Source organism: Rhodoplanes sp. Z2-YC6860 (assembly GCF_001579845.1).
Classification (GTDB): domain Bacteria; phylum Pseudomonadota; class Alphaproteobacteria; order Rhizobiales; family Xanthobacteraceae; genus Z2-YC6860.
Map to the genome: position 1 here is coordinate 5,987,662 of NZ_CP007440.1, position 24,730 is coordinate 6,012,391.

The 24,730-nt window shown below is 58.2% G+C and carries 19 protein-coding genes and 1 pseudogene; 5 read left to right on the forward strand and 15 right to left on the reverse strand.

Annotated elements, in window-relative coordinates; translation table 11 throughout:
- Positions 1-37: 37 nt before the first annotated feature.
- From RHPLAN_RS28185 to RHPLAN_RS28235, 12 genes and pseudogenes are all read right to left on the reverse strand, one after another.
- Positions 38-1,075: a GMC oxidoreductase gene (locus RHPLAN_RS28185; RefSeq protein ID WP_237179926.1), complete on the reverse strand. Its 1,038-nt coding sequence runs from the start codon at positions 1,073-1,075 to the stop codon at positions 38-40.
- Positions 1,076-1,411: 336 nt separating this feature from the next.
- Positions 1,412-1,603, reverse strand: a pseudogene (locus RHPLAN_RS41055) (FAD-dependent monooxygenase); the annotation flags it as partial.
- Between the two features lie 117 nt (positions 1,604-1,720).
- Positions 1,721-3,034 (reverse strand): DegT/DnrJ/EryC1/StrS family aminotransferase, encoded by a 1,314-nt coding sequence (locus tag RHPLAN_RS28190; RefSeq protein ID WP_068025321.1) that lies wholly within the window; start codon positions 3,032-3,034, stop codon positions 1,721-1,723.
- A gap of 108 nt (positions 3,035-3,142) precedes the next feature.
- Entirely contained in the window at positions 3,143-3,595 is a 453-nt protein-coding gene (locus RHPLAN_RS28195) for a PqqD family protein (protein ID WP_068025323.1), read from the reverse strand.
- A gap of 250 nt (positions 3,596-3,845) precedes the next feature.
- Positions 3,846-4,583 (reverse strand): glycosyltransferase family 25 protein, encoded by a 738-nt coding sequence (locus tag RHPLAN_RS28200; protein ID WP_068025326.1) that lies wholly within the window; start codon positions 4,581-4,583, stop codon positions 3,846-3,848.
- A 277-nt stretch (positions 4,584-4,860) separates the two neighbouring features.
- Positions 4,861-5,058, reverse strand: a complete 198-nt coding sequence (locus RHPLAN_RS38600; protein WP_084245702.1) for a Flp family type IVb pilin — start codon at positions 5,056-5,058, stop codon at positions 4,861-4,863.
- A gap of 300 nt (positions 5,059-5,358) precedes the next feature.
- Positions 5,359-6,711 (reverse strand): TadE/TadG family type IV pilus assembly protein, encoded by a 1,353-nt coding sequence (locus RHPLAN_RS28210; RefSeq protein WP_084245704.1) that lies wholly within the window; start codon positions 6,709-6,711, stop codon positions 5,359-5,361.
- Between the two features lie 109 nt (positions 6,712-6,820).
- Complete coding sequence (locus tag RHPLAN_RS28215; RefSeq protein ID WP_084245706.1) at positions 6,821-7,150, reverse strand: PilZ domain-containing protein; 330 nt, start codon at positions 7,148-7,150, stop codon at positions 6,821-6,823.
- A gap of 273 nt (positions 7,151-7,423) precedes the next feature.
- Entirely contained in the window at positions 7,424-8,596 is a 1,173-nt protein-coding gene (locus RHPLAN_RS28220; RefSeq protein ID WP_084245708.1) for a GNAT family N-acetyltransferase, read from the reverse strand.
- A gap of 18 nt (positions 8,597-8,614) precedes the next feature.
- Positions 8,615-10,237 carry a glucosamine inositolphosphorylceramide transferase family protein gene (locus RHPLAN_RS28225; protein ID WP_157100527.1) on the reverse strand — a complete coding sequence of 541 codons (1,623 nt, stop codon included), beginning with the start codon at positions 10,235-10,237 and terminating at the stop codon, positions 8,615-8,617.
- Entirely contained in the window at positions 10,237-11,631 is a 1,395-nt protein-coding gene (locus RHPLAN_RS28230) for an O-antigen ligase family protein (protein WP_068025340.1), read from the reverse strand. The genes RHPLAN_RS28225 and RHPLAN_RS28230 overlap by 1 nt, the downstream gene beginning before the upstream one ends.
- Positions 11,632-11,653: 22 nt before the next feature.
- Positions 11,654-12,472: a glycosyltransferase gene (locus RHPLAN_RS28235; protein WP_068025343.1), complete on the reverse strand. Its 819-nt coding sequence runs from the start codon at positions 12,470-12,472 to the stop codon at positions 11,654-11,656.
- A gap of 121 nt (positions 12,473-12,593) precedes the next feature.
- Between RHPLAN_RS28235 and RHPLAN_RS28240 the strand changes: the two genes are divergently transcribed.
- Together RHPLAN_RS28240 and RHPLAN_RS28245 are read left to right on the forward strand one after the other, a co-directional pair.
- Complete coding sequence (locus tag RHPLAN_RS28240; protein WP_157100528.1) at positions 12,594-14,000, forward strand: glycoside hydrolase 5 family protein; 1,407 nt, start codon at positions 12,594-12,596, stop codon at positions 13,998-14,000.
- 126 nt (positions 14,001-14,126) lie between these two features.
- Positions 14,127-15,335, forward strand: coding sequence for a glycosyltransferase family 4 protein (locus RHPLAN_RS28245; RefSeq protein WP_198164532.1), 1,209 nt, complete (start codon positions 14,127-14,129; stop codon positions 15,333-15,335).
- A 5-nt stretch (positions 15,336-15,340) separates the two neighbouring features.
- Here the strand turns inward: RHPLAN_RS28245 and RHPLAN_RS39725 are convergent, their stop codons facing one another.
- Entirely contained in the window at positions 15,341-15,484 is a 144-nt protein-coding gene (locus RHPLAN_RS39725; RefSeq protein ID WP_157100529.1) for a hypothetical protein, read from the reverse strand.
- Here RHPLAN_RS39725 and RHPLAN_RS28250 point away from each other — a divergent pair.
- The 3 genes from RHPLAN_RS28250 (at position 15,477) to RHPLAN_RS28260 (ending at position 19,198) form a co-directional block, all read left to right on the forward strand.
- Positions 15,477-16,679 (forward strand): lipopolysaccharide biosynthesis protein, encoded by a 1,203-nt coding sequence (locus RHPLAN_RS28250; protein WP_068025352.1) that lies wholly within the window; start codon positions 15,477-15,479, stop codon positions 16,677-16,679. The two genes, RHPLAN_RS39725 and RHPLAN_RS28250, sit on opposite strands and share 8 nt — an antisense overlap.
- Entirely contained in the window at positions 16,676-17,914 is a 1,239-nt protein-coding gene (locus RHPLAN_RS28255) for a glycosyltransferase (RefSeq protein ID WP_068025355.1), read from the forward strand. Before RHPLAN_RS28250 ends, RHPLAN_RS28255 begins: the two co-directional genes overlap by 4 nt.
- Positions 17,915-17,983: 69 nt before the next feature.
- A complete protein-coding gene (locus tag RHPLAN_RS28260) occupies positions 17,984-19,198 on the forward strand; it encodes an FAD-dependent oxidoreductase (RefSeq protein ID WP_084245714.1) in 1,215 nt (404 codons plus the stop codon).
- A gap of 74 nt (positions 19,199-19,272) precedes the next feature.
- Here RHPLAN_RS28260 and RHPLAN_RS28265 read toward each other — a convergent pair whose 3' ends face one another.
- Complete coding sequence (locus RHPLAN_RS28265) at positions 19,273-21,375, reverse strand: GumC family protein (protein WP_237180222.1); 2,103 nt, start codon at positions 21,373-21,375, stop codon at positions 19,273-19,275.
- Between the two features lie 2,585 nt (positions 21,376-23,960).
- Positions 23,961-24,680 (reverse strand): outer membrane protein, encoded by a 720-nt coding sequence (locus RHPLAN_RS28275; RefSeq protein WP_084245716.1) that lies wholly within the window; start codon positions 24,678-24,680, stop codon positions 23,961-23,963.
- Positions 24,681-24,730: the final 50 nt, after the last annotated feature.

Sequence of the window (24,730 nt, forward strand, 5' to 3'; positions counted from 1 at the left end):
CATCGAGAGACAAACTGCGGCGAGCCGTTGGGACGTTTCACGCGTCGAAAGCATGGCTCTTTCCATACAATGCGTGATGACAGGCACGAGCCGTCAGCGCAAGGATGGTCAACGTGGGGTTCTGACTGCCCTGCGAGGGAAAGCTGGCGCCATCTGTCAGATAAAGCCCCTGCGCCTCCCAGCATTGATTGTGAGGGTCGAGCACCGAGTTCTCGGGCTTGCTCCCCATCCGTGCAGTCCCAGTTTCGTGACTGGCTAAGCCCGGCGGCTCAGGCGCTTTGCTGATGTCGGAGAGTGTCACGCCTGCCAGCGCAGCAAGCTCGCGCAATGCTGCAATCTGATCGCGTGCACGAGCAAGCTCCTCATCGCCGTGGGAGCATTCGATGTGCAGCACCGGGATGCCCCAGACATCCCGCCGCTCACCGTCCAGCCTCACGCAGTTCTCCGGACGCGGCAACATCTCGGCAAACGAAACAGCGCCGAACTGGGAGTACTCCTCGTGTGCCTGCCATTGGTACGCCTGCACGCCAAACCCCCGGCCCGGTTGCGGTGCAGGCAGATCGCGGGCATCGAACCGGGGCAGATAGAGGCAACGGGCCTGGGAGGAACGGCCCGCATGCGACAACGGCGGCCCCTTTCCATGCGCTTGCACCCTGACGTGATCCACGAGATAGCGCCCCAGCGTACCCGATTCGGCGCCCAACCCTTCTGGACTTCGCGATGAGCGCGAAAGGAGAAGCAAACGCGTGGATTCCAGCGACGACGCGCAAAGGAACACCAACGGAGCGTGGGCCCGCTCTTCGCGTCGAGTTTGTTGGTCTATCCAAACGACTCCCTGCACATGACCCGATCTGTCCACTTCGATTTCTCTAACGATCGCGCCGGTACGGATCAGGAGGCGCCCCGTCGTGGCCGCTGCTTCGAGCGCATCAAATGGCGGGGCGAAGCGCCCCAGCACCGGCCGCGCGCCAGCCCAGCGCCCGGCAATTGCGCTTTGCAATGCCGCCTCGGCTGGCGTCGGGCTAAGCTCATAAGATAGCTCGCTATCGGGGAGCCAAGGGACGTTATCGCGCATACCAGCGAGCCCGATCCTGCGCTCCACGAAGGCGTACCATGGGTCCAACTCAGCTGCCCGTAGAGGCCAAGACTGGCTCAGTCCATCGGGGCAAATGAAATCGTCCGGTCCAAAACGATAGTATTGTTGGCCATGCCCAGGGACTGTCATGCGCCCCCCCAGCTGCCGGGCGCGCACCCAGATGAAGGGACGGTCCGGCGGCGTGGTGTATGGGCAATCGAAGTCATCGACGAATGCCTCGGGATCGAGCTCCCATACCTGACAGCGAGATTGGATCGGCTGCCGCCGCCTCAGAATCTCCAAAGCGAGGGGTTCCAGCAGGGGCGAGACAACACGCGAGCGCGAACCAGGGGATCGAGCCCGGCCGGCTTCGAGAACCAAGACTCGCAGGCCGGCCTCCGCAAGCAAAAGTGCCGCCAGCCCCCCTGCAGCTCCGGCCCCTATCACCAGTGCGTCATAGGTGTTCGCAGTGCGCAAAGATTCCGGCGTGGTCGCGCGCAATGCAGCTGCGAGCGCGGGACCGGGCATTAGACGCTCGGCTTATTGCGGCGCCGATCCAATCGACAAATCGAGCACATGTGATGGCTAATTTTCACCACTGACCGGTTTCCAGCAAAAGCCGAAGCGGTGAATGGCCTGAACAACTCACAACAACGCATCGAGCACTTTGAGGACCGCATCCGCCAACTCTTCAACGTTCACAGCGTTCATGTCGGGACTAATATCGATATGAACAGCACGGCCCAACAGGTCCAGCGACCGAGGACACATATCCCGGCTATATTCAACGTCTCTACCATGCCACCGCCACGGTCCGCCATTTTCGGACCAGGTGCGCTTCTCCATCACCGGTATCCAGTGCGCATAAACGTGGTAATCTACGCGACCGGGTTGGTAGAGCAGCGATGCGTTGACTCCTTCCGCATTGAGAGCTTCCGCAATTCGAAAAGCGCGTATCTCGTTTGGCGCGAAAAATACAAGCGATGTAGCTGTATCGCCGTCGGCATCGTTTAGTGCTCTGAAAGAGACCCCTTTGCGCTTTGCAACGTCTTGTATTGCGCATTTCAAGGTGTTCTTGCGTTGGCGCAGATCAGCCAGCAAACCATCCAGTCGGCGAAGCTGAACGAGCATGATTGCTCCGTGCAATTCGCTCATTCGGAAGTTCAATCCATTCAATATTTTATCGCTCGGAATCCGGTTGGGCATCCCTCCAGCAACATCGTGATACATCACAATTCTCTGGTAGATCTCCGCATCACTTGTAATAGCGGCGCCACCTTCTCCACACGTGATGATTTTATTGAACTGGAAACTGAACGCACCAACATCGCCAATGCTGCCCAGCCTTTGCCCCCGAAAACTCCCCCCTATTGCCTGAGCAACATCTTCCAATACTTTCAAACCGCGAGATTGCGCCAGCTCCGCAATCCTTTGCATCTGGCATGGAGCGCCGCGCATGTGCACCGGCATGATCGCTTTCGTGCGGCTGTTGATCTTGGATTCGACGTCCGCGACATCCAAAGTCAGCGACTCATCGATCTCCGCTAATATCGGGACCGCACCAACGGCCATGGCTGCCCCTGCCGAAGCGATCCATGTATAGGCGGGTATGATCACTTCGTCTCCCGGCCCGAGTCCCAAAGCGGCCAGTCCGCAGACGAGAGCTGCGGTACCGCTACTCACAGCCACCGCATGATCGGTATTCATGTCGGCCGCGAATGCCTTTTCGAACTCGTCGACCCGGGAAGCGCCGGAATATGGGCCATAGTAACGGAAAAGCCGCTTGCTGCGGAGAACGTCCAAAACCGCTTCTTCTTCCTCAGCACCAATACGCATTCCGCCGGGATACATGGGAGGCAAAGGGCTTTTAATCGCCTTTGGCCCCCCATTCCTGGCCAATCTCGATTTCCTCGCAAGATCCGGTTCTACATGGGTGGAGGGACCAACCGGCTCCGTCATTTGCTGCGCTCACCTCGAACAGTCGGCCAGAAAGCGTCAAAACCAACACGACTGCCTGCATTCTGAGTCAATGCGCGCTGAGGCAATATGCCGACAGCTGTTATGCACTCACTCAGCGTCGCTGGGCCGCTTGGGCGCTGGCCAGCCGACGTTTTCATCCACGTCATGGATAGGATCCAGCAACATCATGTTTCGGATATCCGAATAGACATGCAACGTGGGGCGCACAAATTCCGCCTTAGGGCTGGCCTGCGGCTCGACCAAGGCTTCTTTCGCCGATTCATCACTCTCGGCGACCTCCTGAACGAGCTTGTGACTTATAAGATCGGCACAAAATGAATCCACAGCCGTCGCGATCTCGTCCAGGCTGGCTGAAAATCTTGCATCCAACATATTGAGGATCTTGCTGCGGCTTTGACCCTCGCCGATCCACTGCCATATCAGGCCACCGACGCCGTCGGTGCTAAAATAATCGCCGTAATTTCGGTGCAAGATGATCGCTTCACCGTCGATGATGTCACTCACGACCTCTGCCGTTTCGATGCGGTAAATTCGATCCATTCAGTCATCCTTTGTCGTTGGCGAAACGACCAAGCAATTTTCTATACAATCTTACCAAAGAACGATAAGATGATAAAGATCAATATGATATCCTCCGTGCGCATGGAGGAAACTGACTGCTGTGCGAATTCTCGAATCCGGCAACAGTACCTTCTATAAGCCTCTTGAAACGAGGGATGCCGAGTCAGCTTGCAATCTGCCTCGGCACCAGCAAGAAGTCCGACCGCATCTACGGTCAAGCCAATCGGGTTCAGTCGAGCCGATCGTTTGAGCGAGAGGTCTTGCGCAACATTGAAGCGATGCGGCGAATGTCCCGCCCGCGGATCTGAGTGGGGAAGCGCGGGTTGGTCGTTGCGGGGAGCGGGGTGACTATATAGCCCCGGTAGCCTCGGCACTGCTCCCACCAGCCCGACGGCCAGTTGGTCAAACCGTCCGCCGCCTTGTTGATGGGATAGGCATGGCGCAGCAGGAACTCCATACAGCGGCTGGTGAGCGCGTAGCATGCGGCGCCCGCACCTTCGTTGTAGCCGAGGTAGACGTGCTCCGTGATCTTCTTGCGGCCAACGTCGTACTTGTGACCGCTGCCGATCGCACGGGTGGACATGAAATGGATGATATCCCAATCGTTCGGCATTTCGGCCATGTAGCCTTGGATCACCGCGTTGGCCCCTGCGCAGAACTGGACGTCGTCCTCACAGACCATGATGCGCTTCAGGGACCGGGCCAGCGCGGATTCGTAGACCTTGATATGGCTCCAGGCGCAACCGACTTCGCCCGGGACGAGGTCGACACCGCCGTGCTCAACGGGCTTGTCTGCAAGCATGCCATCCCGCTTGAGCGCGGCGAGATCCAATTCCGCGCCGTTGGTGGCATCGAAGAATTCGTAATTGGTGATGCCGGCTTCCGCGAAGTGCTCCCGAATGTGCTCCCTGCGCTCGGAGCTCGGCAGGCTGACGACAATGACCCGGTCAAACAATGAGTCGATCATGTGCCTTGCTCGCACTGTCTACTGCCATCTTTCGCCCTGGAGCCCGAAGCAAAAGCCCGCGAGCAATTTCTGGAGGCTATCCGGCAGCCCTTTGCCCGTCCACTGGGTGGGACGGATGACGGCGCGAGAATGGAAGCATCAAAGTTTGCGGCGGCGATCGGTGACGCCTGCCGAGATTTCGGAGGCGTCGTTCTACAATTGACGCAAGAAGTATGCGGGCTTGGTGCCGTCGGGAATGAAGCGACTGTGGCAGATCGGGGATGAATTTTGGATCACGTTATGGGAAAAGGGACGCAAGTTTATCGTAAAGCGTCGCCTTCACAGCCCCGCCGACATTCCATACCGTGCCGGCGACCGCGCAGCCAACGCCGGCTGCAACGATGGCGTATTCGATTGCCGTCGCGCCACGCTCGTCCGCGACGAGGTCGGCGGCCAGGCGCATCAGCTCGACTTTTGATGTCCGACACCCACGCATCCGTTTCTCCGTTACCAGCCGGCGCCCAAATCGAGTCAGGGCTCCCGGCGGGTGACACACGGCCGCATACCCTCGGCTAGTGCAGAACGCTCGCAAACCAGACCATCAGCGAGCTGAACGATGCTGGATATACGACAAAAAACACGACGACGACCACAGGTGCCGCAGCTAGGATCCATTCTCGCATCTTAATTCCTTCTAGAACCATTTTGTGGTGGAAGGCTTAGTCCGCGTTGAGAACCATAGAGCGATATGAGCAAGCGGTCTTACGACATCATTTTTTAGTTGGCGGCAGGTCCCTCAGTTCACCAAATGAACCGTGATACCGCCCCACTGCTTCAAGCCGATGGCCGCACACGAGGCAACCGACTGATCGAAATTGAGGTTGACCCGGCCGTTCGTCGTAAACGTGTTCATGACGAACTTGGAGCACTGGGCGTTGCTGCTGGAAGTGTTGCCATCCGTCACGACGTTTGAGTTTCCGAGGTATACCAAGCCGTCAGCATTGAAGTCGGCGCCCGGCCCCCACTTGTTGTCGATGTTGTTGGTCAGACTTGGGTCTTGATAGAGGGCCACGCCTTGCCAGGGATTGGTTGACTCGATCGGCGGCGACAAGGTGAGCTGACCGGTTTTGCCGTTGCCATTCGGGAAGTTCACAGCGCTTGGAACGGTGTTGTTGCCAGTGAGCACGAAGCCCATCCGTGTCACTGAGATTGCAGCATTGTTACCAACGTTCAGACTGCCATTTTCGATCACCACCAGCGTGTCGGCACTGGGTGAATCGCCCGTCAACGAGCCTGTGCCGGACAGTGAAAGATCGCCGCAGACGTGATATTCGGTGCGGCCATTATTCGTCGTCCGGATAAATCCGGCGCCTGTCGGCAAGACGCCGGGTGTCCAACTCACGCCCGGCCGCGATGAGCCGCACTGCTTCGTGATGCCGTTGGCGAGCGCCGCGTAAATGTCGGGAACGGCGGAAGCGTAAGAGCTCGGGTTGCTACAACCATCAGCGATACCCGAGGCGATCGATTTCGTGACATTGCCGTCATGTCCGTTGCACTCCAGCGCGGTATTCGAGCGTATCGAGCAGCCCGACAGGTTGATGATCGGCGCGCCGTTCAGTGTCAGCGACATGTGGGATGTGGGCTGCCCTTTATCGAGTGTGAGAATGCACGAATTGTCTGGAGCAGTGGCTTGCGCAGTAGATCTGACAGCGACCTGCATGGCCGACATTCTGACCACGCTCATGAAGACCGTGGGCACCGTCGCCGACGCGCTTCCTTGATACAAACCTTGTTGGGCAGAAAATGCCGTCGAAAATGAAAGCCCGGTCGCGCCTCGGCTGGCCATGTTGGCATTGAACACATTCGTCGCAACCTGTGACCAGTTGGACGACCCGTCCTTGCCACCCGCCAGGACAGCCGAATCAAGCGCCATCTGCATGCTCGATTTGATGGAGTTGGCCCGCGAATAATCGACCGCAGCCCCGACGGCGCTCATGACCGGAATCATGGTGAGCGCGAAGGTCGTTGTGATAGTGCCGGCCCTGTCATCGCAAAGCCGGGCAAGAGTCCGAACGACTGAATTCCGAACGAAAGTACGAACACGAATAAACATCGTATCCCCCGTGATATTGTTGTTGCGGGGGACCATACGGAAATCTGTGCTACGAGTTATGTGAATCTACGTCGCAAATTTGTTAAATTTTGGGGTAATTACCTACCCAAGAGACGCCCGCGACAAGGCGCACTCCGGACGCCGATTAATCCGCCTTCACAAGAGTCTGCCTGGTTTCAGCGCGCAGCCGTTTAACGAGTTCTGCACGCCGAAACTCGCGCTCCTTGGTAATGAATTCGACACCAACTTCCCCGCCAAGTCTCCATGCCACCCGGCATTCCTCGCGGATGGATTTGTCGCCGGTGATCAGGAGCACGAACTGATCGGGGATATCGTCTCCAGAGGCAAACAACCTTGCGCCGGTTTCCGAGATGTCGGTGATCGTACAATCGCGCGGCAGCGATCCGTTCTCGCCGTAGAATTTCGCGATTCTGTTGATGGTGTACCGCGGAGACTTCCGACGTTCGCCAAACATGGGTTGACCGGGTCCGGTTGAATTACACCAACCTTGCGTGAAACCTCTGGAAATCCGACTAAGCCAATATCTCTATTTTGAATCGATTTTTCGGTTACGTGGCCAGCAGCTATCAACCGGCAACCAGACCACGGGACCCAAATCGGACGTCTGCTGGATGTAGTGGCAAAGAGGCTCGCGAATCGCGCGCGGGAAACGTCGCCGTCGACCTGTTTGGTACTGACCGCCAGGTATCGACCTGACGTTGCCCAAGGGGCGATCAGACCCGAACTTCTATTTTACAAAACGTTGCGCAACTCTTTTGACCCACGGCGAATGCACCGCCGCTCCCGCGATGGCACCAGCCATACTACCCGATCCGAAGATCTGATAGATGGGCGACTTTTGCGAGCCGAACAGGATTTTGTAGGGCTCGTCACCAATCGTGAAGTCGAGCACACGATCGCCAACGCCGATACCATGATTGGCAACCATCTCGAAGATCAAGGAGCCGAGCGATTGGTTCTTGTAGTTGTCATGATCAAACCCGGTGAGAATGACCAAAAGCGAACCTTTATGAGCGAGAGCCATGGCGCCCGCGATAGGAGCACCATCCATCAACACCGGATAGAACCGCGCGAGTGTCGAGCGCCCGCGGATCGCAACGTCGAGATAGAAATCGAAAAAGACCTGGTCCTGCAGCAAGTCGCCGGACTCGAAGCGCCCCCGGCGATATTCCTGCATCTTGAGCAGGGTTGCTTTGATCGTCTCCACATCGCTCGCACAATCGAAAACCACCTTGCCCTTGCGGTGCAACTGGCGGGACTTCTTGTCGAGCTCCTTGCGATACGAGGCCGATATGCTGTTGACCCGCCAAGTCGCAAAATCGGAACCGAGCGGCACCGCATAAGCACTCATCGGCAGCTCGGAGCAAACCGTCCCGCCGAGCACTTTCCGTATCGCCTCCGAGGATGATTGCAGTTTTCGAATGCGGAGCATGTCGAACGGCTGCATGAGCGTCTTGATGCGCCTGCACGTGAACGGGTCGGCAGCAATGGCATCGATCGTTGCCTGGCTGGCGACAGGCGCCACGTAGTCCGAAACGCCGAGGTCCGCGAACTCAATGGTCCGCAGCCCGAGATATTTCCGGCGCAGCAGCGGCAGGACCATTTTGAGGTCGCCATTCGCCGCACCGCGCACGGTCATGATCAACGGCTCCACGTTCAGTGGCGCCACGAGTTTGTTGTAGATCGCATCGAGCCAGATCGGGTGCTGAAATGCCGTCGCGTTCGACCCGGCGAACAGCGTGGCGTATTCTTCAGACAGGAAATCGAACTGAGAAGTGACCGCTACCATAAACACGGAGCAATTCCGAATTTCGTTGTCATTTTCTTCCGGCGCTTCGCCCCTGAGTGTCGAGGCACGAGCGCGTAATACAGAAACAGTTGGTCCGCCGGTTTTTCGCATAACTTATATGAGGTCTCCTCAGACCTGATCTATCTGAAGACAATGAGACGCCCTGGAAAACGAGCGTTCAAGCTTCCCGCCGCGGCGAGGCGCTATTGTCGAAACGTTCTTGCGCATCACTCCGCGGGCAACCGAGCAGTTGAAGTCTATAGCTTGAAGCGAGCCGAGCTGGTCAAAACTGTGAAGTCCGTCCATGGATAGCTCAGCTTGTCCGTCCCAGGCAGTCATCTCGCGTTCGCTGAAACATGTTTTCGTCAGCATGGTTATTTCGAACCAGACGATGCCGGCGCCGTAGGTCCGATCGCAATCCTGCGCCGGCCGGAACAGCCGCCCGCCCTGCTGGACGATGCGGCCGGCCGGCCGAGACGAACGGCTGTCCGATTTCACCGGGTTGGTGAGATGCGGCTTCCAATCGCCTTGAAGCGTCTCACTGTAGAAGATCGATAGCTCGTCCTGCGTTGAGGCGCCGAACCAATCAGCCGTCATGAAAAGCCACCAGAGGCCGTCATGAAACAAAATAGTCGCATCGGAGAATACAGCGCCTTGCATCAGGACGGCGCTGAGCTCCCATTTCCAGGGATATTCGATCGCCCGGTACAGTTCGACAGAGCGATTTTCCCCCGTCTCGGGGATCATATAAAACTCGCCGTCGTGTTCGAAAACCAACGGATACGATAGATGATAGGGCCGCTTGAGCACTGGTACCGGCGCAGCCAAAAGCCGATCTCCCACGACCTCCGCGGCTGAAATCAGGCCCCTTCGGTCGGCATAGGGATACTCTTCGACAAACAGAAACGTGCGGCCGTTCGCGCGATGCAAGAATGGATCGGCGTAAAAGCGGGCGCCATCATCCTCGACCACTTTGAAAGCCCCCGCCCCGTCGCGCAGCGCCACCTGCCAGTGCTGGCGCCACCGGAATGGCTTCATGACAAGGCTCGAGACTTTATGCGCGATCATGCGCGGGACGAATCGGGCCAGGTTGCCGCCTACCGGCGTTGCCGTGGCGTTGCCGTCGCCAGCGGACTGACCGGTGGTCGGACATAACGCGCGGTCGATCAGCGATATAGAGCGGGAAAAAGCGGCCTGTAGTCCGCGGCCGATCGAGAATTTGTCTTCGATCGCCAATCTCGATGCTGCGAGAGTTCCATTTGTGCCTGTGCAATGAGCAGAAAGCTTCGGCGAACTCTGCGACAACAATCGCTCGATGAGGGCATCACTGTCCAGCACGCCGTCGTATCGAAGCTCGATAGCTTCCGCATAGGAATCAGAGCGCTCGGATAAGTTGATAACGATCCTGCCGAAGATGTCGTTGAACTCAGAGACCGGACGCCAGCTGTCCTCGGGAGCAATCGGCTTGGCAAGCGCACCGCCGGGGAAAGCCAATTGCTCCAGTTTCAACCAAAGCCTCTCTGCGCGACGATATGGCGACGCGCGGTCATCGAGAAACACGGCAACGTCATAGCGCTTCACGAGATGCAGAATCAGCTGGCGGTGCCACTCCCAAAGCCGGTGCCTTGGCAGAATGACCGCGAGCCGCGTTTTGTCATCGCGCAAAGATGCCGACCCGGCCGGCATACTCGGTTGCGAGCGAGCCAGGCCTTTTTGGTTAAGGCGCGGTGCCTGAGACGAAAGTAGCGTCATTACGTCGAGCGCTCCGACGTTCGCCCCGCGTGAAGCGCCGTGATGGCTATCAGAAGCCAGGTTTCCGGGCGACGGAATGGATCGTTACTCATCCCACCGAGAACCAGGCTGAAGATGCTGCCGAACAGCGCGGCATTCAGAAAGTTGAGCGATGACCGACGCGGCAGTTGAGGTGCCGCTCGCGCGATCCAGATGATTGCCATCATCCAGAAGCCGTACCAGATCACCAGGCCGGGCAACCCGAGCTCGGCACCGAGCCGCCCCGCGACATTGAAGGTCGGCGGCAGTTCGTCGAACATCTCGAACCAATTGAGGACTTCGTAGCTGTCCCAGGCCCATGAAGGCAGAACTGCACCGGCATGAAAGCCGAACTGCCCGAAGCCCACGCCAAAGACCGGATTGATCGCGAAGATCGAAGCCTGAGCGCTAAACAACGCCAGCCTCGACGTCGTGGACACATCGTCCGCGTTAAGGGTGGCATCGACGTTGTGCAGCGTAAGCCATGGCACAAGCACGACCGCGGCGAACACGGGGATGACGGCGACCAGCGCAAGGACGCCGAGTCGCAGGCCACGCAGTCCGACCCAATAGATGAATTCGGCGAGGATCAGCCCGCCCAGCATCAACAGACCAGTCCGTGAATTGCTCAACAACAGCGTGATCAGGCAGAGCAACAGAGGCAAGGCGGCTACGATGGGAACGCTCTGCAACGGACGGCCATTGGCTCGCAGGCGATAAGCCAGCAGCATCCAAGGGCACGCGAAGCCGGCGAAGTAAGAAAGATCGGGCGCCTCGAAGGCAAGACTGATCAAGCGGCCAGGGGCGCGTCCCTGCTCACTGTCCGCCGTATGCAGCAATCCGGTCGAGAATTTGTAGAGCAACTCACCGGCGGAAGAAAACCACGACAGAATTTCCGGCACCGCGAAAACGGCGCAAGCCAGAACGGCAATGACCAGCGGCCTCACGAAAAGCTTCTCGACGTCGCTTACGCGACGGAATGGGGTAACGCAGATTATCGCGCTCGCGAAGCCGAAAACGAGAACGGCAGATGAAGTGGCGAATTTATTGAAGCCGCTCCGGCCGTGATAAACTGATGTCAGGATCCCTTCGAAATTGATCGCGGTGGTCACAACGAGCCAGGACAGCAGGCATGCCAAGAGGACGAGGAGCGGCCGTGGTATGACGACTCCGCTGGGCAGCGTCGTGAAACTCGCGACCAGGATCGCGACCGCAAGAACATAGACCGTCGCCGACCCTTTCAACTCGCCGAACGCACCGATGCCTGCGAGGCCCGTGATCGGCAGCAGCGCGACCGCGAGCCAGACCAGCCGGTTGAGCACGACATCATGCGTGGCCGTTCTGGCGCCGACCGCTGAGGCCTCAAGCGACGTCATCGCAGCTACCGCTCCTGAAGGCCTAGGTCGCCAAACCGCGTTGGCCTGTGCGCCCCCAGTAGAGCTGAGACAGGCGAGCCCACATCGGGGCCGGCACAAGCAAGGTGACAATCGTTCGGGCCACGCCGACATAGGCCGGGACACTGGCCAGCTCGAGATATTTCAGTTGAACGCGCAGTCGCGACCACAACTGCGCGCTGCGATTCTTGCTGCTGATGCTGCTGGAACTCTTCTCATAAGTCAGGAGAACATCTTCGAGACACTCGATGTTGCCCTGTGCGTGGACACGACGCATGAACTCATAGTCTTCGGCATGCGGATAATTTGTCGAATAGCCACCAAACTTCCGAACCCATGATGTTCGAAAGAAGAACGTCGGATGCTTGAACGCCGCGTTGTCTTGAAGCTTGCGACCGATCGCTGCCCTGCCGCCGGACGTTCCCTCGAAGAACAGATGATTGCCGCGCTCGTCGACGATATCCGCGAACGCTCCAAGCAGGTCCGTATCGGGATGGCCGTCCATGTAGGCCTTCTGCTTGGCAATGCGGTTGCGCGCGCAAATATCACCGCAATCCATGCGCGCCACGAATTCATAACCGCTGCTAACGATGTATTCGAGACCGCGGTTCAGTGCCGCCGTAATGCCCTGATTGCGATCGAGCCGAAGCACGACGATGTTGTCGTGCGGCACCAACATTTCGCTGATGGATATCCGCGATCCGTCGTCAACGATGACGATGTCGGCGACTTCGGTCTGCGCCAGCAGCGACTCGACCGTTCGCGTCAGATCGTCATGGGCCGGATTGTAGACCGGCATCAGGAAGGCGCTTCGTCGCTGCATCTCTTTCGTTACTCCAGCGCGATGTCGTGGCGCGCGAGACGCCCGTAATGCGTCGATCACTAACGAAGATATACGATGATGTTATCAATATCGTAGAGAGTTATATGACAGATCGCTCGAAATGATCGAACGTATGACGATCTTGGTGAACGGAATGCGTCGGATTGCTGCCTTGTTAACCAACGGTCGTGCTACGCGAACGCGCGTTCGCGCAACGTTGATCGCTTTCACCCTGCTTGCAACGTGCCACGTGGCGCGTGCGCAGTCGACCGATGCCACCGTCGCCAGCGGGCTCTCGGTTCAATTTACGGATAATTTCCTGAATCTCCCGGATTGGCGCGAACGTCTTAGCCTTGCGTCCACACTGGGGACGACCATCGTCCGCATCGATCTCAACTGGCCATGGATCGAGAAACAGCCGGGCCGCTATGACTGGGCCCTCTATGACGCCTTCGCGGCCGAGTTGGAAAAGCTTCGGCTGCGTCCATTGTTTATTCTGAACAGGCCCAACCCGCTGTACGGGACACCCTACGACGCAGTTATGGATGGCAAGCGCGACCGGGGCCCCGCACCTCCGTCGACGCCTTCGCAGATTGCGGCGTTTGCTCGCTGGGCCGCAGCGGCAGCGGAGCGATACCAGCACCTCAACCCAATCTGGGAACTCTGGAACGAACCCGACCAGGACGGGTTCTGGCCGCCAACGCCCAATCCTCCGGGCTATGTCGCTCTTGCCCGCGAGGCCTGCGTCGCGATCAAGCAGCGTGTCTCAAACGCTTTCGTGACCGGCCCCAGCGCCGCCCAGATGCCGACGGTCTGGCGTCCGAGAAAGCCGCTAATACAGGCGCTGCTGAACGACAAGGAGCTGTTGACGTGTCTCGATGCAATCAGCCTGCATACGCACCGCTTCAAGCAGACACCCGAGACCGTTTCGCGCGACTACGCCGTTCTCCGCGACAACTATCTCGCCGCGTGGCCCGCGGCGATCCCAAAGAAGCCGATCATCGACACCGAATGGGGCGATTCAGCCTACCGGTCCGGCATCTCTGAAGACACTCAAGCGCTCTGGCTTCCTCGCATGTTCCTCACCAATTTGATGGAACAGGTCCGCCTGACCAATTGGTACTGCCTGATGGACGTCGGAACGGATGACGACGAGATGGAACATCGTTTCGGATTGGTCCGATCCGATGGGACGTTGCGGCCAGCATTTCAGGCCTACAAGACCCTGGCGCGTGAGATCGGCGGGATGTCCCTGCGGGAGACGATTGCGCGTTTCGACGTGGCGACCGCGCGCGGCGTCACGATCCTGCGATTTTGCGACGAAGCAGGACAACAATGCAAAATTGCGGCATGGAGCACCGAGAGAGACGGAACGTCGCAGAAAATCACTGTGCCTGGTTGGCGCAGGTCCGGTCCGGGGATCGATCATCTGGGTCGGGAGGATGTCTCACAACGGAACACAAACGGCATTCTGGAAATCGAGCCAAAGCCTTCCGTGAGCTACATTCCGGTGACCGTTGCACGCTGACACAACAGATATTTCTGACGCCCGAACATTCACCTTGTTTCTGCTTTTACCATCCATTTTCTCCATGAAGCCGTAAGTAATACCGGCGTCGCGCGCGGGATGATGATCTTGCGACGAGCGCGACCTGTGTCGGTTGGAAACGCGGCTTTTGTGATGAGAATCCTCCACGTCTGCGAAAGCCTTATTGGCGGACCAGCCTCGTATCTCGAGGAGATATTGCCGTATCAGATCCAGAAATTCGGAGCTGACAAGGTGGCGCTGTTGGCGCCGGCGAATCATCGCGAATCCATCGCAGCATCGATCAACTGCTTCGTTGGCACTTATGAACGTACAGGCCGTAATTTCCGCTCGATCCTTGCGCTCGCTTTGGCAATTCGCAAAAGCATCAAACGACACGATCCCGACATCGTTCATTTACACAGCAGCCTCGCCGGCGCGATTGGCCGAGTGATCGTGCGGGGAATGCTCCGCCGTCCTCGTGTGGTTTATTGTGCGCACTGCTGGGCGTTCGATCGTCCCCGCAGCACAGCCTTTACTCAGTTCTGTGCGCTTGTTGAACGCAACCTCAGCCGTCTCACCGACGCCATCGTCAACATCTCTTCTCACGAGGAACCGCTGCTTCGAAAAGCTGGCTTCTCGCTCAACAACGCCAAGCTCATCGTGAGCGGAATAAAAGACCTCGCGTCGCCTCCTGATGCACGACCGCCCGTAACTGACCACAGGGCTCCGTTACGCCTGCTCTTTGTCGGGCGGCTCGACTCGCAGAAGGGTATCGACCTGCTTCTGCGTGACTTCGCACTGCTCAAACCCGGGCGCGCCACTCTGAGAATTGTCGGGGCAAAGATCGTCGACAAGGGCGACCTGATCATACCTCCCGAAGTCGAGCTTCTGGGCTGGGTGCCACGCGACACCTTGCCCGCGCTGTTCGGTAACTTCGACGCCCTTGTCATGCCTTCGCGCTGGGAGGGCATGCCATTACTCGCGATCGAGGCGCTCCGATCCGGACTCCCGTTGGTCTGCAGCAATCATGGCGCCTTCCCGTATTTTATTAAGGACGGCGTCAATGGCGTCTTGATGGACATCAACACTTCCGGTTTCCTGGATTCGGCGTTAACGATACTCGAAAACACCGACCGTCCGGCGATGAGCGCAGCGGCACGTGCAACCTACGTTGCTATGTTCCGACAAGAGCAGATGAATCGCGATTTGATCGGACTGTATGACAGCCTGGTCCAGACGACGTCTCAATCCAAGCGGGCGCCGACACTGCAGTCCCGACCAATGAAGGCAGAACGGATGATCGGTCACCGCGCCGTTGGCGAATCGCGTCAATGATTGCCTCAGCCGACCAGCTGCACCGCCGGCGCGCCATAGCAGCGCAATGTGCCTGCTGTGCCGCCTTTCTCAGAGAGTGAGACCTTGTTCGTCAACTTGTCGCTGGACATGGTGTTTAGCAGCCGCACATCGACATCGTTGATGATCATGGGCTTGCGCGCGCTTGCGCTGGCATCCAAATTCGCCCTTACGCTCTTCATCGCTCGATTCATCGGCCTTGAGACGCTGGGAGTGTACGGCCTCATCGCCGGCGCTGCAGTTATGTTTCCAGTTGTCGCCAGCCTTGGGCTGATCCGCATCATCAGCCGCAACGCCGTCTCGCAACAGCTCGCCGAAGTAACCCATATGCTTCGTCGCTACTGGGCCATTCAGGCAGCAGCCTACGGAATCATCAGCATTATCGCACTCGCGGTCGGCGTCTACTTTGATCAATTCGCGCTCACTTCGATTATCGTCGCCATCATCTTTCTCGAGCACGCGAACGGCGATCTGTTTGTCCTCCTCAATCATCTTCTGCAGCCGCGCCTGGCAAACTTGCTGATGTTCTTCCGCACGGCCGGCTGGATCAGCGTCTATATGGCACTCGCTTTCGCGTTCCCGGCTCTGCGCGACCTGCATACGCTGCTGGAGTTCTGGATAGGAGGCAGTCTGCTGGCGCTTGTGGGCTTTGCAGTGTCGGCCCGCAATTGGCCATGGTTGCACCGCCCCTCCGGAGCCGGGCACAAGGAGTGGTTTTTGAGCCACTTCAAGGCGTCCCGGATTCTATATGTCAATGACATTGCCAATACGGTCGCGCAGTACACTGACCGCTATCTCGTCGGCCTGTTCATGGGCCTCGAACTGACCGGCGTCTATGTGCTGTTCTGGTCCATTGGCAACGCCCTGAGCAATCTCGTCGACACGGGACTTATCCAGGTGTCGGAGCCGAAGCTTATCAACGCGCACAGGCGGCAGGACGGCTCCTATTGGCGTGTCTATCGGCTTCTACACGTCGAAACGATAGCGATTTCGGTGCTTTTCGCGATTGTCACCGGGGTTCTCGTGCATGTCGCGATCCCATACTTGAACCGCCCGCTTGCTGCCGATTGGACGCTGGTTTTGTGGCCGGTGCTGCTCGGGTTCGTGCTCCGCATGGCCTATGAGGTTCAAGGCACCGTCTTCTACAGCCGCCACAAGGACTCGTTCACCCTGCTCAGCGGATTGTTTGTAATTTCACTCTCAATTATCGCCAACATGGTACTAATCCCACCTTTCGCGCTCTATGGCGCGTCCAGCGCCATCATCGTCTCTTATCTTGCTGGGATCGTAGCCCGTCACGTCATCATATCGAGATATTGTCGATGAGCGCACCGGCCTGCATCCCCTTGTCGCAGCTCGTCGCCGACGAAACGCCGCCTGACGTGGCTCTTTTCCTTCCGACGCTTTACAGCGGAGGAGCGGAGCGCGTGCAGCTCAATCTGGCGGAATACTTTCTCGCCCGCGGCCTGCGAACCGATCTTGTCGTCTGCAAAAACTTCGGTTCTTTGAAAGATCAGGTGCCTGAAAGCGTCCGGTTGATTAGCCTCGATTCACGCAAGGTGATGTTCAGCGCGCCGGCCTATTTGCGCTATCTGCGGATCGCGCGTCCGCCGGTCGTTCTGAGCTCGGTCGAAAATGCCAACATCATCTCGTGCATCGGGAAAATGCTGAGCTCCCATCGCCACCGGCTGCTCGTTCGTCTCGACAACTCACTGTCGGAGCCGGGGAGATTGCCCCTGCAGATGCATCGCTGGCCCGTGATGGCGGCCATTGCGTCTACATTCCACGCCGCTGACGCTTTCATCGCGGTGTCGAACGGGTTGAAGGAACAGCTCGGCCGCCTGCCCGGCCTTGGCGAGAAGCCGATCCGCCGGATCTATAATCCGATCATTCACGACGGGTTTGAGGCGCAGGCCGAACAAGCGCCCGTCCTGCCGCCATCGATCAAGCCCGGAGAACCGTTCGTGCTTGCGGTGGGCCGCCTGGAAAAGCAGAAGGGCTATACGCATTTGCTGCGAGCATTTGCTCGTGTCGTCAAGCAACGGCCTTCGCATCTCATTATCCTGGGCGAGGGCCGCGACCGCGAAGAATTGCAGGGTTTGGCTGGCTCGCTCGGTATCAGCCCCCATGTCCATTTTCTTGGATATGCCCCTAATCCCCTCGCCTACATGCGACAAGCAGCCGTCTTTGTCCTCTCGTCGCTCGCAGAAGGCTTTGGCAATGTCATTGTGGAGGCACTCGCCTGCGGTACGCCGGTGATCAGTACGGATTGCCCCCATGGTCCCAGAGAGATCCTGTCTGACGGACGCTACGGCACGCTCGTCCGAGTTGGCGATGTCGATTCGCTCGCGCAAGCGATCGTTGCCAAGCTGAATGTTCCCAAGCCGGCTATGTCGGAGGACTTGAAGGAGCACCTTCGGCTCTTCTCCATCGAAACCATCGGCAATCAATATATTGAGGAGTTGGGCATGCATTCCGGCATGCCGCGAAACGCGCCGGCGCAGACTGCAATCCGTGCAACACATCAGGAGCCGGCATTCCCGATCCCGAATTATCCGTGAGGAAAATTCCTAGGGAATCGGCTGCGGTAGAGACGACAAGGTCCAGAGGCATTTTCACAGAAAAATCACATGACAATTACCGACCGTAAAACGCCACCCATGTCTGCAACATCCAAGAGCGCGCGCATTGTCATCATCGGTGCCGGCCTGAGCGGTTCTCTTGCCGCTGTTGCACTGTCGCGGGCTGGTCACCAAGTTTCGCTCATCGATAAGCATAAGACCTATCCAAAGCAGTTTCGTGTTGAAAAGATCGCAGGTCGGCAGGTCGACCTGATGCGCAAGCTTGGGATTCTTGACGCGATTGCCGCAGAGGCAACCCCGTTCCGGGATATTCTCAACGTTCGTGCCGGCAGCATTGTCGATCGCAGCCACGACCCGCATTTTGGCATCCTTTACGAAGACATCGTGCGTATTGCTCGCGCACAACTTCCGACATCGGTGGATTGCATCATCGACGACGTCGTCGACATCCAGACCGGCCCGCAGACGCAACAGGTGTCGTTGTCGAGCGGCGGCTCGGTCCAGGCCGACTTGATCATCCTGGCAACGGGAATGGCCGACTCGCTCCGACACAAGCTCGGCATCAGCCGCCGTATCGTCGCGGAGAAGCAGTCGATATCCTTCGGCTTCACGCTCGCTTCGAAGACGAAGCAGGCGGCAGCGTTTCAAGCGCTCACCTGCTACGGCGCGGGCATCTCCAACCGGATTGACTATCTCAGCCTGTTTCCGATTGGCAGCCTCCTGCGCGCCAACCTCTTCACTTTCCTCGACCACGATGATCCCTGGATTCGCGAGCTCCGCCGCGATCCGGTCGCAGTGTTGTTCAAATCATTGCCCGGACTTTCGGATTTCGTCGGCGAGATCGAGCCCATCGACAAGGTCCAGAACTGGGTCATGGATCTTTCCGTCGCCGAAAACGTCGATCAAAACGGTGTCGTTCTCATCGGAGATGCATTCCAGACGTCATGTCCGGCGGCAGGGACTGGTGTGACCAGGCTGCTCACCGACATTGACAGGCTTTGCAATGTCCTCATCCCGCAATGGCTTGAAACGCCGGGGATGGAGAAGGAAAAGATAAGGAATTTCTATTCCGACCCGGTCAAGCAAGCGATGGATATCGAGGCCATGCAAATGGCCCACTATCGGCGCTCGCTCACCGTAGATCGCAGCCTGCGATGGGGCTTTCATCGTCGCCAACACTTCGCGCGGCGCCGCATCGCCAGTTGGTTTGATCGCACACGTACACGCCAGGCCACCGCGTCATATCGGGCAGATGCTGGCTGATCTGTTCCGGCGCTCACACCAAGCCGTCAAGGGTTCGCGGCGCTTACGCTGATTTCCGGCTCGGCACCGATCGATCAGGCGGTCAATGCGTGTGACGCGGGATCGATGAACACGGCCTTCGCCTTGATCTGACAATGACGCAACAGGTCGTCGACCAGTCCGGATGCATCAAACATCTGCTCGCCATGCACCGCCTTGAGGAAGACAACTTCATCCGCCATGGCATAGAGACCAGACCCTGACAGGGTGCTACCGAGCTCGCCACCATCGATGATAACGCGACCGAACGCTCTCGCTTGATCCAAAGCTGCCGAGAGCTCGCTCCGCATTTGCTGATTGAGCCTCGGCAATGCCGCCGTGCCGACGGGGACGACTGTTATGCCCGTCCGCCCCAACACATGCGCGACCTCGCGAATGGAAGCCACGCCTGCCAGTATGTCGCGGACACCAGGGCGCTGATCAAACCCCAGTTGCGACGATACGACATGAGCTTTCAGATCGGCGTCGACGACGACGACTTTCTGTCCAGACTTCTCGACAGCATGCGCAAGTTCCAATGCAACCAGATCCAGCGCTTCATCGCCTGAGGCCCGCACGAGCAGGATGGAATGGCCAGCCGGCGCTGCCAGCAGTTCCGCCCTCAGACGCGACAACTGCTCCCCGCGTCCCCTGGCAGGAACCTCTGCAACTTGTTGCAGCACGCGTTCCGCTCTCTCGCGTCTTGCTCTCGGCGTCGGCGGCCTGCGCATTCGTCCCAACGCGTCGCGAAGCAGAGCCAGCACGATACCGACGAACAGTCCGCCAAACAGCGCGCCCGCCATGATGGGAATCGTCTGTGGCCAGCTTTTGCGGTCGGGAGGCACCGCCCGGGAAACCAATCTGATATTGGTATTATTGATGACCTGCTGCTCACTCGCCGCTTTGGCCCTTGCGAGATAGGTTTCATATACGACGCGGTTGGAGTCCGCCTTACGCTCAAGTTCGCGGAGCGGCACCATGGCTTTTTCGTTATCTTGCGCGAGTTCCTTCAACGAATCGAAGCGCGCCTGAAGATTCTGAACGTTGATACGCTCGGTTATCGCCGCATTCCGCACAGACTGAGCGATAAGCTTGGCCTCGTTCTTGATCGCGGCCTGCACATCGCGGACCTGCGCCCGCGCCTGCTGCAAGGCGGGGTGGTTGGGACCAACGACCTGCGCCAATTGCGCTTCCTCACGCGAAGCATCTGCAGCACGCGCTCGCAATTGCACAATCGTGTTCGACTGTATGGCTTCGGGCAGCGCTTCAAGCGGCGTGGTGCCCGATTCAATAGATTCGACAAGTTTGGCGCGCGCCTGCGCCTCATTCAGCCTTGTCTTGGCATTGGTCAGTTGAGTATTGGCTTCGTCCAACTCCTGGCCGGTAACCAGCCTGTCCCGCGAGCCCACGAGGTTATTGGCCGCCTTATAGGCAGCGACCGCCTGTTCCGACTGGCTCACCGCATCGCGCATTCTTTCCAGTTGCGACGTGATCGCCTCGGAGGTCCGCCGGTTGAAGTTCGCGTTCGCGTCGTCTTGTTCCTTCAAATAGGCGCTCGCAATCGCATTGGCGAGGTCAGTCGCCCGCTGCGGCGTGTGAGCCGAGACGGATATATCGATGACGAAGGAGCGCTCGTTGCGCTTCGCCGACGTCGCCGCACGGAGATTGCGCAAGGCGGCCAGTCCCTCGTCGCCCGACGGCCCGAAGCCCAACATTGCCTTGACGCTTGCAACGAAGCCGCCATGGCCGTTGAAGTCCGGGTCCTCGCGCAGACCCATTTGATCGACGACCCGCGAAAGCACCTCGCCGGACGTGATGATTTTCAGCTGGCTTTCGACGAGGAGAACACCGTCTCCCGGCACACTGCTCTGCTCGCGTGCGTCTTCTTTGGGAATCGGCCGATCGCGAGGATCGAAATAGACCTGCGCGGTCGACGTGTAATTGGGCTTTACGACCGCCAAGTACCCAGCCGCCAGCACAAGACAGGCGGTCGTCGCTCCAAGGATCCACGCTTTGCGTCGATAGAGAATGCCCGCTAAATCACCGAGGTTGATGCCCTCTGTGGTTCGGTCTGCATCCTCTGCCGCATCGTGGCCGGTGCTCCTCGTGCGCCTCTTTTTCTCAAGCGACATCTCAAAACCCAACGCGAGCGACACCACGAGAGGCAAACGGCTTCTGCTCGAAGGTAAATATCTATAGTTAATTTTGAGTTGACGCCTACGAGGCCTTTGGATCACGCGGCGATAGTATTCCAGCTTATTTGAGACGGGCGTATGCCGCTAATCAATTCATCACCTCAGGCGGCGCTCCATTTCCGATCGCGTCATGGGTCGCTGCTCCTCGTAGGTCGCCAAGCCTAGACCCCGCACTTTGCCGCGCGTCGTCGGGGGCGAGGAATCACGCCCACCTGACATCGCGACTCATCACGATTCGAAACAACCCCAAGCACATTGCGTGGCAACGAATCCCGAGGAACAACCCCATGCACGATTGGACAGGCGATGGGCTAAATTTACGGAGTAAATCAGTATATTTCCAAGACCCATTAAGAGCGGCCGCGGATTGTGTACGGGGAATGCGCTGAATTCCAGAAAACCGTCGGTCCCTACGGGCCCCATCTTCATCGTGATTGATCTGCAGTCATTAGACTCGCTTGCACCTTCGTTCGGGAGATGTGTGCTTGGCTTTCACGGGGCAGAGCTTATTTAAAGCGCGACATTCCGCGGCGACGCCATTTCGAGATGATGGTGATGTGCTGCAGTTCGCCGAGGCGATCGGGACAACCAAGCCGGTTTCGAGTCCCTCTTTCTGAACAAAATCCGACACAACAGCTGGAACGTCTCGAACAGACGCCTATATGCTACGTGTGCAAAGCGGATTCCGCTTCTAGCGCTCCCCAAGATTTAGATCTCTCAGAATCCACGACTGGATCCCGCGTGGTGAACACGCGCGCGAGGCTATAGATCATCATATCGAATGAGGCGACCTTGATTAGCGAGAAGAACGACAACAGCCATTGGACATTGCCCTACGCGCTGAACACGCCTCGCCGGCTTCGGGAGAGGCCCCAATGCGGGGCCAAGACGCGCGCCGGCGCACCGTGCAAAAGCAGAACCAACAATTGCAACAACTCGGCAGAAAGCGGCAACGGGGGCAGCGCAGCGGCGGGATGCGACGACGAAGACTGGCCAGACATCTGTCGCCGCTCACCGCAACACCATGATTGAGATGATGGTTTGCGTTGCAGGTGAGGGCCATCCCGGCTTGGGCCTACGCGAATTTTCCTTCATGCCGCGCGAGGGTGATTACGTCACTTTGACCAAAGACCAGGGTCATGCCACGTATCGTGTTGTCGCGATCCTCCTCACGGAAGGTTGCACCTCACCGGGAATCGATCTTTTTGTTGCAGAGGGCAGCCCATCCGATGAAATTGGCGTTCACATTCGACGATCACTGAGCCTAGGTACGGCAGAAAGCGGCGAGGCAACACCCCGGCGGAATGCGGCAACAGTGGCTAAGCGAAGATCTGCCTCCGCGAACCGTTCCACAATGACTCAGATGATGGTTTATGTTGCTGACGAGGGCGACCGTTGCCTAGGCCCAAGGGAATTTCCCTTCATGCCCCGCGAGGGCAATTACATCGCAATGATGGACGAACGAGTTCATGTTGCGTACCGTGTTGTCGCGATCCGTCTCACGGAAGGCCGCGCATCAGCGAGCATCGACCTTTTCGTAGCAGGGCGCAGGCCCTCCTCGGAAATATTCGGTTACATTCGACGATCATGGAACGTGAGCGGGCCTTGAACACGCTTTAGCACACAATCGAGAGAGCAAGCGGAGCTTCGAAAGGAGAGAAAGAGGAACGCAGCGCTTGGTGGTAAGAAATGCGTCCCGTCGAAGTGCCGTCCTAAACGCCCGAGGATGTCGAAATAATTGAATGCTTCTCGAGGCCGCTTGTCGTGAGACGGCGCTCAGCTTTGCATTTCAACAACCACTCAAATACGAGGCGCGGACAAATTGGACCAGCACTAGAAAACTGCAAGCAATCGCGCAGACGCTTGCGCGTGTCGGCGTCCTTCTTCTTCGTTTCACTGCAGAAGAGGCTCCGGCATTCAACCCATTCAGGCAGCTGCCTTGCCCCGCCGGAACTCTGATTACGCGGCTACTCAACACGATGCCTGTCTGGTGTCGAGGCTCCTGGCATTGGCCTTATGCTAGCCCACGGGTCGTTCGCTGGCTTCCGGCCGGCCGCGTTCGCAGCACCTTTTTTACTAGAGCTACTGTCGTCGCTGGGTCGGTACTGGCTCGATGGGCTGGATATTCCCAACAGCGGTCGCGAGCGTGAACTCGACACCGCTGCACCGATGCCCATATTCGGAGAGTCTCCTGGCACGACCTGCGCCCGGGCGCTTCCGACCCACAGGGTGATCATACAAGCGGCAACGATGAGGCGATGCATGGTGATCTCTTGAGTTTTGGCGCAGGCGGATATTGAGACGAACACAATCCGACCCGGCAACTAAAAAACACGATCGCGCTCCGCGCGGAGCTTGGCAACGATCTAGCCCCTGCGAGGGCGAAGACGAACCACAGTCGCGGCTATCACCAAGAGCGCAAGCAAAGATTGCCCGAGTGCTGAATTATCACGTCGCTCGGTATGGCTACCACGCTGTCGTTCAGCACGTGGCGTCCGTTTCGACTGTTAAAGTTCTCTCCTGCGCCCGTCAGCAAGCCGAAACACTTATCAGAATTTATAACCGATACGTACAGTCACCCGTTGATCGCTCATTTCTTGCTTGAATCCCACGATTCCGAGGTTCTGAAAGCCTATGGGATAGGCAAAAATCTTCGAATCATACTGCGTGTAACGGTATGCAAGACCGGTAAACCAGTGGTCCGTGAACGCGTAGTCCACGCCGCCCCCTATCGTCCAGCCCCAGCGAGTGTCGTCGCCGCCGATCGAATAGCCTGTAGTCGTCGCAGCGATTTTCGTGGACGCGAGCGCGGCACCGCCGGCCAGATAGAACAACGCGTGGTCCGCGGCATAGCCCAGTCGCCCGCGGATTGCGCCGCCCCATCTGCTTTGCGCGGTGATGAAGTCGCCGGTGATGGCCGTCGAACGCATGGTCCCAACCGTCCACCCGGTAAAGTCGCCTTCGACGCCAACAACGAACTGACCGATTTGATAATTGTAGCCAGCCAGAAAACCATAGCTCAGGCCCTGCTTGTCACCGACAGGCAGCGACGACGCAACAAAGGCCGCGCCTGGCACGACCGCACCCGGCGTAAACTTGGGGTCGGTCTGCATCCATCCGAGCTCGCCTCCAAGATAAAGCCCGGTCCAAGTGAACGTCGGGAGCAGCACGGCGGGCTCCTTGTAAGTCGGCGCGGGCGGCAGGTCGGCCGCTTGCGCTGCGAACGTGGCCGCAAGAAAAGTCATTGCTGATATCGCAAGTCTGTTCATCAGGCTGAATTCCCTCGTGCGTCCTCGCTCCGCCGTTTCGACCTCCAAGC